General features: G+C 38.9%; 11 protein-coding genes and 1 pseudogene. 9 read left to right on the forward strand and 3 right to left on the reverse strand.

All coding sequences use genetic code 11. The annotated features are described in order from the left end of the window. Positions 1-96 precede the first annotated feature (96 nt). Together groES and groL are read left to right on the forward strand one after the other, a co-directional pair. The gene (gene groES, locus bslm_RS03240; protein ID WP_003155970.1) at positions 97-381 is read left to right on the forward strand and encodes a co-chaperone GroES; all 285 of its coding nucleotides are present in this window, start codon (positions 97-99) and stop codon (positions 379-381) included. Positions 382-427: 46 nt separating this feature from the next. After that, entirely contained in the window at positions 428-2,062 is a 1,635-nt protein-coding gene (groL, locus tag bslm_RS03245) for a chaperonin GroEL (RefSeq protein ID WP_003243151.1), read from the forward strand. Positions 2,063-2,149: 87 nt separating this feature from the next. Here groL and bslm_RS21615 read toward each other — a convergent pair whose 3' ends face one another. Together bslm_RS21615 and bslm_RS21620 are read right to left on the reverse strand one after the other, a co-directional pair. Continuing rightward, the gene (locus tag bslm_RS21615) at positions 2,150-2,281 is read right to left on the reverse strand and encodes an integrase (RefSeq protein WP_223257635.1); all 132 of its coding nucleotides are present in this window, start codon (positions 2,279-2,281) and stop codon (positions 2,150-2,152) included. Between the two features lie 625 nt (positions 2,282-2,906). Continuing rightward, complete coding sequence (locus bslm_RS21620) at positions 2,907-3,212, reverse strand: Arm DNA-binding domain-containing protein (RefSeq protein ID WP_009966699.1); 306 nt, start codon at positions 3,210-3,212, stop codon at positions 2,907-2,909. A gap of 413 nt (positions 3,213-3,625) precedes the next feature. On the opposite strand from bslm_RS21620, the gene bslm_RS03255 reads away from it, so the two are divergent. The 5 genes from bslm_RS03255 (at position 3,626) to bslm_RS03275 (ending at position 7,891) form a co-directional block, all read left to right on the forward strand. Next, a complete protein-coding gene (locus bslm_RS03255) occupies positions 3,626-4,006 on the forward strand; it encodes a hypothetical protein (RefSeq protein WP_003243716.1) in 381 nt (126 codons plus the stop codon). Positions 4,007-4,264: 258 nt separating this feature from the next. Beyond that, positions 4,265-4,537, forward strand: coding sequence for a hypothetical protein (locus bslm_RS03260; RefSeq protein ID WP_010886427.1), 273 nt, complete (start codon positions 4,265-4,267; stop codon positions 4,535-4,537). A gap of 196 nt (positions 4,538-4,733) precedes the next feature. Then, on the forward strand, positions 4,734-4,886 hold the full coding sequence (locus bslm_RS03265; protein ID WP_223257636.1) for a terminase small subunit: 153 nt from the start codon (positions 4,734-4,736) through the stop codon (positions 4,884-4,886). 530 nt (positions 4,887-5,416) lie between these two features. Beyond that, complete coding sequence (locus tag bslm_RS03270) at positions 5,417-6,700, forward strand: type-2 restriction-modification system methylase BsuMA (RefSeq protein ID WP_003234063.1); 1,284 nt, start codon at positions 5,417-5,419, stop codon at positions 6,698-6,700. Positions 6,701-6,721: 21 nt separating this feature from the next. Continuing rightward, entirely contained in the window at positions 6,722-7,891 is a 1,170-nt protein-coding gene (locus bslm_RS03275) for a type-2 restriction-modification system methylase BsuMB (protein WP_003242904.1), read from the forward strand. A gap of 95 nt (positions 7,892-7,986) precedes the next feature. On the opposite strand, the pseudogene bslm_RS21245 reads toward bslm_RS03275, so the two are convergent. Continuing rightward, a pseudogene (locus bslm_RS21245) lies at positions 7,987-9,526 on the reverse strand (phospho-sugar mutase). Positions 9,527-9,816: 290 nt separating this feature from the next. Between bslm_RS21245 and ydiR the strand changes: the two are divergent. After that, on the forward strand, positions 9,817-10,758 hold the full coding sequence (gene ydiR / locus bslm_RS03290; RefSeq protein WP_003244216.1) for a type-2 restriction-modification system endonuclease BsuRA: 942 nt from the start codon (positions 9,817-9,819) through the stop codon (positions 10,756-10,758). 31 nt (positions 10,759-10,789) lie between these two features. Beyond that, on the forward strand, positions 10,790-11,821 hold the full coding sequence (gene bsuRB, locus bslm_RS03295) for a type-2 restriction-modification system deoxyribonuclease BsuRB (protein ID WP_003234052.1): 1,032 nt from the start codon (positions 10,790-10,792) through the stop codon (positions 11,819-11,821).

The following is an 11,821-nucleotide window of genomic DNA, read 5'->3' on the forward strand; positions in this document are numbered from 1 at the left end:
ATTGGAAGGGAGATTCTTTATTATAAGAATTGTGTTAGCACTCTTTAGTGCTGAGTGCTAAAATTACATATTCATACTATTGAGGAGGTTATTACATTGTTAAAGCCATTAGGTGATCGCGTTGTCATTGAACTCGTAGAATCTGAAGAAAAAACTGCCAGCGGAATTGTGTTGCCGGATTCTGCAAAAGAAAAACCGCAAGAAGGCAAAATCGTGGCAGCTGGTTCAGGTCGCGTGTTAGAAAGCGGAGAGCGCGTTGCTTTAGAAGTAAAAGAGGGCGACCGCATTATCTTCTCAAAATACGCAGGTACTGAAGTGAAATACGAAGGTACTGAATACTTAATCTTACGTGAAAGCGACATTTTAGCTGTTATCGGCTAATTCTTAAATAAACAATACTTAAAACATTTGAGGAGGTCTTGTAAACATGGCAAAAGAAATTAAGTTTAGTGAAGAAGCTCGCCGCGCAATGCTTCGCGGTGTCGATGCACTTGCTGATGCTGTTAAAGTAACTTTAGGACCAAAAGGACGCAACGTGGTTCTAGAGAAAAAATTCGGTTCTCCGTTAATCACAAATGACGGTGTAACAATCGCTAAAGAAATCGAGCTAGAAGACGCGTTTGAAAACATGGGTGCTAAGCTTGTTGCTGAAGTAGCCAGCAAAACAAACGACGTTGCCGGTGACGGTACAACAACTGCAACAGTTCTTGCGCAAGCAATGATCCGTGAAGGCCTTAAAAACGTAACAGCAGGCGCTAACCCTGTAGGCGTGCGTAAAGGGATGGAACAAGCTGTAGCGGTTGCGATCGAAAACTTAAAAGAAATTTCTAAGCCAATCGAAGGCAAAGAGTCTATCGCTCAGGTTGCTGCGATCTCTGCTGCTGATGAGGAAGTCGGAAGCCTTATCGCTGAAGCAATGGAGCGCGTAGGAAACGACGGCGTTATCACAATCGAAGAGTCTAAAGGCTTCACAACTGAGCTTGAAGTTGTTGAAGGTATGCAATTCGACCGCGGATATGCGTCTCCTTACATGGTAACTGACTCTGATAAGATGGAAGCGGTTCTTGACAATCCTTACATCTTAATCACAGACAAAAAAATCACAAACATTCAAGAAATCCTTCCTGTGCTTGAGCAGGTTGTTCAGCAAGGCAAACCATTGCTTCTGATCGCTGAGGATGTTGAAGGCGAAGCACTTGCAACACTTGTTGTGAACAAACTTCGCGGCACATTCAACGCAGTTGCTGTTAAAGCTCCTGGCTTCGGTGACCGCCGTAAAGCAATGCTTGAAGACATCGCTGTCCTTACTGGCGGAGAAGTCATCACAGAAGATCTTGGCCTTGACCTGAAATCTACTCAAATCGCTCAATTGGGACGCGCTTCTAAAGTTGTCGTTACTAAAGAAAACACAACAATCGTTGAAGGCGCTGGCGAAACAGACAAAATTTCTGCCCGCGTGACTCAAATCCGCGCTCAAGTGGAAGAAACAACTTCTGAATTCGACAGAGAAAAATTACAAGAGCGTCTTGCGAAACTTGCTGGCGGCGTAGCTGTCATCAAAGTCGGCGCTGCGACTGAAACTGAGCTGAAAGAGCGTAAACTTCGCATCGAAGACGCCTTGAACTCAACTCGCGCAGCTGTTGAAGAAGGCATCGTATCCGGTGGCGGTACAGCGCTTGTAAACGTATATAACAAAGTCGCTGCAGTTGAAGCTGAAGGCGATGCTCAAACAGGTATCAACATCGTGCTTCGCGCGCTTGAAGAGCCAATCCGTCAAATCGCACACAATGCTGGTCTTGAAGGATCTGTCATCGTTGAGCGCCTCAAAAACGAAGAAATCGGCGTAGGCTTCAACGCTGCAACTGGCGAATGGGTAAACATGATCGAAAAAGGTATCGTTGACCCAACTAAAGTTACACGCTCAGCTCTTCAAAACGCTGCGTCTGTAGCTGCAATGTTCTTAACAACAGAAGCTGTTGTCGCTGACAAGCCAGAAGAAAACGGTGGCGGCGCAGGAATGCCTGATATGGGCGGCATGGGCGGTATGGGTGGAATGATGTAATAAAGGGATATTAACCCTTATACATCAATGTTTTAACCGTCTTAAAAAACTAGACAAAGCGTGAATAAAAAAAGAGAAGGTCTTTCATCAGTTTACTAAACTGTTGGGAGACCTTTTCTCCATATTAGCGGTCATATGAGCATAAATGTCCATCGTCGTATTTATGTCCGAATGACCAAATTGTTGCTGGATTTCTTTAATGCCTACTCCTGCCTCAATTAGTAAGGAGGTATGGGTATGCCTAAAAGAGTGGGGGGTGACATTCTTTTTATCCCAGCTTTTTTGAGCAGCCGTTTAAGTCTAGTCTCAATAACCTTTCTTAATTGCGGATGACCATCCTCCCGCTCAAAAATAAATGATGAGTCTTGATAAATCAATCTATTTTTAAGCTTAATTTCATTTTGATAAATTTTATTTTTTTTTAGTAGATTGACATCGTTTCATCAATTCGAACGATATCAACAGATCCTGTTGTTTTAGGTGTTAGCAATTGGTATTTTTCAATTTGATTGTTAGGGGTGTATAGGGTCTTTGTGACCTGGCTTATCATTGAAATCTGTCCATTTTAAAGCAAGAAGTTCACCAATTCTTAGGTCGGTCTAGGCAAGTACGGTAAAGACCAAATGGTCCATTTCTAGCCCGTCAGATTGAGCGAGCTTTAGAAAATGTGTCAGCACCTCTTTTTCCAATGCTTTGTTGCTTCTTGGGTAATTGAAAATCCCCAGTTGGGTTCATTTTAATAATCCCTTGAGTTTTAGCTTTTCGGAAAATCATACGGCCGCAGGCATGAATACCTCCCAAACAATTGTGACTGTATTGCTCGTTCAGTTCTAACGTGCGGTCTTCATACATTTTTTTGTGTTTTGCTAATCGGGTATTGACCCAATACTGCGATAAAATGCATCATTTTCTTTTCACTGGCCCGTACACTGCTTATTTTTACCCCACTCCGGTTGTAAATCTTAAGCCAACCTTTTGCAAATGTTTTGAAGGGCATATCTGACTCCTTAATAAAAGTCCCGTTGTCGTTTTGGAGTTCTACGTGACGGGCTGCTACTGGGGCTTCTTTCTTTGTTTTAAATCTTCCTTTGGATATTTCTAGACGTTTTTTGGTTAAAGGGTCAATGCCTAGTAGATATGATAACTCCACGTCTTACCGCATTGCTTGAGTTTTGCCATTTATTTGTCCCTAACTAATTTTTTTTCATCAAATTGGTCTTTAAGTGAGTTTAATAATTTTTGTTTCTCTCGACTGGTCAATAATTGCCCTTCATATTTCAAAAGATTGGATAAATTTGAGATGGAATCAATCCTGATGGATTCTAAAAGCTTTGTAAATTTCTAATTTTATCCTGGCCTACTGTGCAACAGACCTTCTTAATCGAGCCTAATTTTCCATCTATTTGATTGGGGAACAAATGGCTTTTTAACAAGAAAGAAGTCCAAGAATACATTGATTGGTGGTCAATTGAGGTTAAAAGGAAAAAGAGGGCCTGATATATCTTTCACTTTCGCCTAACTAGCAAAATTTAATAAAACGATAAGCGATGTGAGGTGAAAATTATGCTAAGTGATAATAATTTTGTTTCCGAAACACTGGAGAATGTACAGTATCTATTGCCAGGTGCAAAAGTAATCAAATTGAGGGGATACAGCAGGGCCCACAAAGTATACACCATTGCAAAATCCCCGGTAGAAAAGTGGAAGGTCGCCGCAGGTTTATCCGGATCAGAGATAGCAATTCTGATTAGAAAAGGTCATTGGATTGGTGCAAGCATTCCAGCTGGCGGAATTGTCATCGATATTGATGATTCAAAACAGGGAGAGCTAGTGAAAGGTTTACTAGATGCGCAAAACTTTCATTGTCATTGTATTAGGACCCTAATGGGTGGCAGTTTATTTTTAAGGATAACCAACATGGGGAAAAGAAAATTAAACAAATAACCAAATTTTTTACTCAAATAGGTATCATAGTCGATGCTGGGATCGCTGGGGCAGGCTATATTGTTTTCCCAACAAGTAACACTGAGGACGATATATAGTAACTAAGAGTCCTAATGAGTTAGATGAAATACCTAATTATCTGAGGCCTGTACGGAATTCTGTTAATGTAAAGGACAACAACACTGGTGAAAAATATGTATTCCCTGTACCAATCGACAGAGTTGGTAGCAGAAATGATACTTTAAATTTGCTACACATTTGAAAGCCTGGAAGGTGGAACCATACGAAATTAGCAAGGCCATGGAATTGATTTATAAATACCTTCTGCTGGATAAAAAAGATTTCTCTTTGGAGGAATTTTATAAACTCACCATATATGCTATCAAATGGAAACTGGAACAAGCTCAGTTTCCATTGTATTTAGAATCCACAAAAAAATCGCATCAAAATGTTATTCCCCAGCCGTTTAAGATAAAAGGAAATGTCTTATATAAAACGGTAATCAAGAATAGCGGGGACTTTGAAGAATAGCTCATCATGGCGTGTAGGAGTGATTCACCCTTTTAAGAAACTGTCTAATATCGAAAGAAACAGTGTTCATTATGAACTAGCCTCAAACGATAACGGACGCGAAAAAAAGGATATAGTTCCTGCTAGTGTTATATCACCAAGCGGGAGTTGCTTTTCATTGGCGGATAATGGGCTAGTTGAGAAGGAAGGGCAAAAAATGAAGCTGACAGAGAGACAACGACGCTTTTGTGATTTCTTTACAGAAACTAGAAATACAACAGAGGCTACGCGTCTAGCCGGAAACAAAGGGAAAAATCTCAACAGAGTAGCTTCTCAAAACTTGTCAAAACTAGACATTCAAACTATATAGAGCAAAGAAATAATCAACTAGAAGCGGAGCGCATAGCAAACATTATTGAGGTAAAAATGTTTTGGACAATTATTATACGCGATGGAATAGTTCGGTTAAAGAGCGACTAAAGGCGTCTGAGTATATTACTAAAACAAATGCGGCCTTCAAGGAATAGATTGAACATACTGGTGAAATTAAAACAGGGAATGAGGAAGAAGCTAAATTCGAATGAGAGTGATCTAAGGCTTCTAGAATTGTATATGGAGGTGTGGTAACGTGAGCAAGCTTATATAGAAGGATTAAGTGATCAAGTTTAGTGTAATACTAGGAATGATAAGGTGTTCATTAACGCACATTACAACTAAAAATACCGTAAATGCCCTCAAGAGGATGATATATCCAAAGCAAAAACCTTCATTCTTTCATGAATTTAAAGTATTATATAAGCTACTGAAAAAGTTTTGTATAAAAGGTATAATGATAAAGAACATTCGTTCTTGTATGGGGTACTTTCTCTGAGAATGAAAATAATGTCTTAGGGTGATATAATGACAAATTTTATTTTAAATGAAAATAAACAGTTATCATTGGCAATTGAAGATGAGAACATAGAAAATTTTTATATAGATGGTACAGATTTAGTCCGAAAGATAATCCGTAGATCAGGTTCAGGAGTTACATCACGGGTTCCGGTCCTTAGCACCCAAGATTTAGAAAACAAGAACCTTCATGAATTATACGATGAATCTTGGCTCCGTATGAAAAACAGACCCAATACTGAGCTCACTACTGAGAGTATAAATATTGCGGATTTATTTAGTGGATGTGGAGGTCTATCCTTAGGGGTTTGGGAGGCATGCCGTGCCCTGGGGATAAATCCAAGATTTTCGTTTGCTTGTGATCTTAACGAAGCTGCCTTATCTGTGTACGAAAAAAACTTTTCTCCCGATTTTAGCTTGAATGAATCCATCGAAAAACATATTAATGGCGAGTTAGGTGCTCCATTAACTGTTGAAGAGCAAAGAATAAAAGATAAGGTGAAAAAAATAGATTTCATTCTAGCAGGTCCTCCTTGCCAAGGGCATTCTGATCTTAATAACCATACTAGACGAAAAGACCCTAGAAACGCTTTACTAATGAGAGTAAGTAGAGTTATAGAGTTGTTCCAACCTTCTTCAGTATTAGTGGAGAATGTACCAGGAATTATTCATGATAAATCTGGTTCTTTTAAAGAATTTAAGAATCATTTAAAGACACAAGGTTATTACTTCGATGAAATCGTACTAAATGCTGAAAAACTAGGTGTTTCACAAGCACGTCGTAGATATTTTATTTTTGCTTCAAAAACTCCTGTATCTTCCTTAAATCAAATAAATGAATTTTATTCAACCAATAGTAGGCCAATTAGTTGGGCAATATCAGATTTAGTAGAAAATGTAGGTGATGATATATTCAACACTGCTTCCGAGCATTCATTGGAAAACAAAAGGAGAATAGAATATCTTTTTGAAAATAACTTGTTTGAATTACCTAATTCAGAAAGACCGGATTGTCATCGGCTAAAACCACATTCATACAAATCTGTGTATGGCAGAATGTATTGGGATAGACCTGCTCCCACTATAACCAGAGGGTTTGGATCAACAGGTCAAGGGAGATTTGTTCATTCTTTGTTAAAGAGAACGATAACTCCCCATGAAGCAGCTAGGATTCAGTTCTTCCCGGACTTTTTTAACTTTGGTGACCTTCGGAGGAGACAGTATCAAGACGTTATCGGTAATGCTGTGCCTTCCAAACTATCCTATTTATTAGCATTACATCAATTAAGATAAAAAGATTTGAGGTTGATATCTTTGAAAGTTGTTAGTTTATTCTCCGGCATAGGCGGAATAGAGCTTGGCCTTCATCAGTCAGGACATACAACAGAAATATTTTGTGAGGTTGATCCTTTGGCAAAAGCTGTTTTATCAAAAAACTTCCCTGGCGTTAAGATAGAAGATGATATTAATGAAATTAGAGAGTTACCAAGCTGTGATTTAGTTGCGGCAGGGTTTCCATGCCAAGATTTAAGTCAAGCTGGAGGTAAAGAAGGGATTGACGGATCACGCTCCGGTTTAGTTAAGAAACTATTTGAACTTATAGAAAAGAAAGAACATGCAAATCGCCCTCCATGGATACTAATTGAAAATGTCCCATATATGTTAAGGTTAAACCGTGGTAAAGCTATGTCATATTTAACATCTGTCCTTTCTGAATTAGGTTATACTTGGGCATATCGAACTGTTGATGCTCGTTGTTTTGGTTTACCGCAACGAAGACATAGAGTTATTTTGTTAGCCTCTTTATTTGAAGATCCAAAAGATGTGATTTTTTCACAGGATCATTCAGAACCAGATTTAGATGGAAAGCCTTCTGTTGTGGATCATTCCAACTATTATGGTTTTTATTGGACGGAAGGGTTAAGAGGTGTCGGCTGGGCACGTGAAGCAGTTCCACCTATAAAATGCGGATCGTCTGTAGGTATAGCCTCTCCACCTGCAGTTTGGTCTCCTTACGAGGATATAGTAGGGACCATTAATATAAGGGATGCTGAGCGCCTACAAGGATTCCCGGAAGATTGGACAAATATCACTACTGAAACAGGTAAGGATATAAAAGAAGGTGCCAGATGGAGATTGGTGGGAAATGCTGTTTCGGTAAGGGTTTCTAAATGGATTGGTGAAAACTTAAGTCAGCCAAAAGGGTCGATATCAGATTTTGAAGGTGAATTAGTGACCAAGACTTGGCCAAGTGCAGCATGGGGGTACGGAGATAAAAAGTATAAAGTTCCCGTATCAAAATGGGTTGCAAACACAGAACAAATAGCTATTTCAGAGTTTTTAAATCATCCATTAAAACCTTTATCTGCTAGGGCATTAAACGGTTTTTTAGGTAGAGCAGCCAGGTGTACAAATGTAAATTATTCGGATGAATTTATTAACTCGTTAGAACGTTGTAAGGATAGGCAACTTCAAAAGGTTTAACTTTTCACATTAAAGAGAGCATACTAAAAAGTATCGGAGCTGGATAAAACCAGCTCCGTTTTTTATCTTTAATTTTTTTTGCATTATTCCATCTTTTATTCGACCAGTTCCATAAACTCCTTTTCAATTCTTTGGGGGTTTCGGGTCTCGGCAAGACTTTCATCTACCCTGAAGTAGAATTTGATTTTTGGTTCTGTTCCTGAAAGTCGCAGGCACATCCAGGGATCCGACTTCAAGAAAACATTTAAGAACATTTGACTGTGGAAGGCCCATGAGTTCCTCAGGGCCTTCCACAGTCTCTCGATTCCGGTCAAGTAATCCTCAACAGTGGTAACCTTGACGGAACCAAAGCTGGCCAAATTCAGAACGGAAGGCAGCGAGGGTCTGCTGAATCAGTTCTGCCCCTTCTTTTCCCTTTAGTGTTAATGAGCGCAGGCCTTCCTGAAAGTAGCCATATTCTTCAATACTAAGGAGAGCTTCGTATAGTGAAATCCTTTTTTCTTATAGTAAGCACATACCTCAACTGCAAGGACATCCGTCTGAACAGCATCCTTGTCTCGGACAAAGTCGCCAATCAGATAGCCATAGCTCTCTTCGTACCCAAAGAGGAAATTATGTTCTCCTGTCTTGTAGTAGCCATTAATCTTTCTGGCAATGAACTTAAATCCCGTTAATACACCGATTGTTTCGACTCTGAAAGAGGTTGCAACTTCCCTCCCAAGCTCCGAGGTAACAATCGTTTTAAGAACGATCCCATTAGATGGAAGTGTTCCTTTCTTTTTTATTTGGGTTAAGATATAGTGGAGCAGAAGTGGCTCGGTTTGATTTCCGGTTAAAACCGTATACTCACCATTTTCATTTTTAACAGCAATTCCAAGCCTGTCTGCATCGGGATCTGTTGCAATTAAATATCGGCGTCAATTTGCTGCCTTCCCTGATGGCCAGCTCAAACGCGGCATGTTCTTCAGCATTTGGACTGGTGATAGTGGAAAACAGAGGGCAGGCTGCTCCTGTTCTTTTCCCACCGCTACATGCTTGTAGTTCATTGCCGCCAAGGCCATTGCAGTAGATTTGCTGTACCATGAAGCGGCGTAAATACAACCTTGATGTCTGTTTCATCTTAAATATTTGAGTTTTCTGAAATAGTTCAAGGTATGCCTTGTCCACCTCTGCGCTATATTTTGATCAGGCCCTTTGCTAGGAGGAAGCTGGCCGCCATCTGGCCCATAAACTTTATATCCATTGTATTCAGGCGGGTTATGGCTCGCAGTCACAACAATACCGGCAAAACCATGAAGGTGACGTACTGCAAACTTAACACGGTTGTAGGCCTTAATGACTCGAAAACGTATGCGCTGGATGCCAGTGTCCTGGCGGCTTCCATTATAAAAGCCGCCAACCCAGCAGAAACTTTCCTTAACGTATAGATGTCATCCGGTTTGTTCCAGCTCCAATTTCCCCGCGCATGCCTCCTGTTCCATATCCCAAATTCCTTATAAAAAGCATCTTCCAGGTCTTTCTCATTCCTTCCTGATTTACCCAACCCCGATTTTAGCTCGGTGCAAGTTGACTAAACTGTAGCCATTTTTCTGTTTTGTTTTTCCAGCCTATGATTGACCTACAATAAAATAACATTATTGTTCATTATAATATAGTCTAGAGGTTTTCGAACGACGACTTTCTGACATAAATCGAGTGCTCTTGTCTGATTATGTCTAGTTATAGTTGGTTTTTTTTATTTTGTCTCTAAATTTGATGAGATCATGGTGGCGAGGAATTTCTTTTTCGACAGCCCCAATCAGTACCAATTCGATATTTGAATTGGTCTCTCAAACAATTCCATCCTCTTTATTTATTATGATACAATTATATTAATTAGAAAATACATACATATTAGCTTGTGTGATTTTATGGGGGTAAAATCAATGACTTTTATAAAAAGATTAGAGGACGCTTATGAAACTCTATTAGGGAATTACCCTGCCGGAGTATCTAGTACCAGTACTAGTAAGTATAACGAAATACGAAAGATTGTTTCAGAAGCCTTCTTGATCGGTGAAAATGAAGTGTATGTAACGGGAACATCAAGAAGGATTAGCAATTTGGACACTCGGTTTGCTCAAGGAAATCAACGGAATAAACATACCCGGATGGCAGTTGCTTTTATTTCTATACCTTCTGTGGACGATTCGGAATTAGATGAACTAATTATAAGAACGAGAAATAGTGCAATTACAACCTCATCTAAATTCTGTAACGGGGAAGAAAGGGGCACGATTTTTGACGGAATATTACTTTTTTTAGTATTTGAGGGTGAAACCAAAGTGTATCCGCTAGCATTCTTAGTTTTCGAGAACGATTTTGAATTAAAGGAAAAGGCTGAGGAATTGATTCCAGGAATTGAACTCAAAGAATACCCGCGAGCTAATCAATCCCCAGCCCAGGAAAATAACAAAAGCGCTAAAAATGAAGATGAGGAAAGTGCAAAGAGCTATGTAGTCTTCCTTGATATTGAGGAAGATGGTTCTATTGTGGAATTTGTAGAAGATAAAGACAAAACCTATAGAATTGGTGATATGATTTGGACGGCTTCACATACTAATGGTTCATCAGCTATCACACGCAGACTGGAAGTAATTGAAGTCGTTGAAAATCTTGTGGTGTGTAAGATAAAACATAAATATAATGAACCTGTTGATAAGAATTCACTGCTTAAGTTTGTAAATATTGAACAAGATTTGATTTCATTTCTAGACTTACATCCAAATGTCCAAAATGGAAGTGAGGGATTTGTATCTGGGGACATTGTTGATGAGAACGCTACTACATCATCGGATGACTTACCGGAAGACTTTGAAAATAACTAAGCGATAAACTTTAAATAGGGGAAATGAACTGATGGAAATATCCAAACAAACTTCAGATTTATTATTGAGCCTAGAAAAGAAAAAAGGCACTTTACCAAAATTCAGCGTTTTACGCAGTATTCCTAGGAATAGGATTATTTATGGTGCACCAGGAACAGGGAAGAGTAATTATCTAGAAAGGGAAGTGGGAAAGATCTTTGGTGATAATCCATATGTATTCACCCGAGTTACTTTTTTCCCTGGTTATACATATGGACAATTTATAGGTGCTTATAAACCGGTTCCTATATATAAAAAATTAAGCGGTGAGGAAGAGATATTTAGTTCAAACTTTAGGGATAAGATGGAAAACTTTGAGCCAATGATTGATTATCAATTTGTTCCTGGCCCATTTATCGATGTATTAATTAAAGCTCTGAAAAATAGATACACTAATTTTATATTAATTATCGAAGAAATTAATCGTGCCAATGCAGCAAGTGTTTTTGGTGATATTTTTCAATTATTAGACAGAAATAAAAACGGTGAAAGTGATTATCCTGTTACATTCGGGCCGGACATTATGAATTATTTAGCGAGAAACGGAATTAAAGATGAAATGATTAAGCTACCATCCAATTTCTTTATTTGGGCAACTATGAATAATGCGGATCAGGGTGTTTTACCGCTCGATACCGCTTTTAAGAGAAGGTGGTCATTTGAATATTTAGAGTTGGAAAAGTATAGAAAGGCAGTGGACTCTTGGAAGCTGAGCCTCAGATATAAAGGTCATAATAAAGTAATTATGTGGAATGATTTCCGAGACATTATTAATAAGCGTCTTAAAGGAAAAGTACCAGAGGATAAGCTGCTTGGACCTTTTTTCCTGAAAGAAAGTGAACTGTGGAATCAGAATGTATTTAAAAATAAACTGCTTTATTATTTGAAGGAAGATGTTTTCAAGCATAATCCAACGATTGATTTTTTAAATGCTAGTACTTTCTCTGAGCTAATTGAAAAATATGATGGCTCGGATAACATTTTTACTTTTGACATAGATGATTCGTCTTTTGTGAGTGATTAA

It is taken from the genome of Bacillus sp. LM 4-2 (genome assembly GCF_000978495.1).
In the GTDB taxonomy this organism is placed as follows: Bacteria; Bacillota; Bacilli; order Bacillales; family Bacillaceae; genus Bacillus; species Bacillus subtilis.

Excerpts from the sequence above, each read along its gene's own strand:
- groL (WP_003243151.1), top strand. The coding sequence starts at position 428 with ATGGCAAAAGAAATTAAGTTTAGTGAAGAAGCTCGCCGCGCAATGCTT.
- bslm_RS03255 (WP_003243716.1), top strand. The coding sequence starts at position 3,626 with ATGCTAAGTGATAATAATTTTGTTTCCGAAACACTGGAGAATGTACAG.
- bslm_RS03265 (WP_223257636.1), top strand. The coding sequence starts at position 4,734 with ATGAAGCTGACAGAGAGACAACGACGCTTTTGTGATTTCTTTACAGAA.
- bslm_RS03270 (WP_003234063.1), top strand. The coding sequence starts at position 5,417 with ATGACAAATTTTATTTTAAATGAAAATAAACAGTTATCATTGGCAATT.
- ydiR (WP_003244216.1), top strand. The coding sequence starts at position 9,817 with ATGACTTTTATAAAAAGATTAGAGGACGCTTATGAAACTCTATTAGGG.
- bsuRB (WP_003234052.1), top strand. The coding sequence starts at position 10,790 with ATGGAAATATCCAAACAAACTTCAGATTTATTATTGAGCCTAGAAAAG.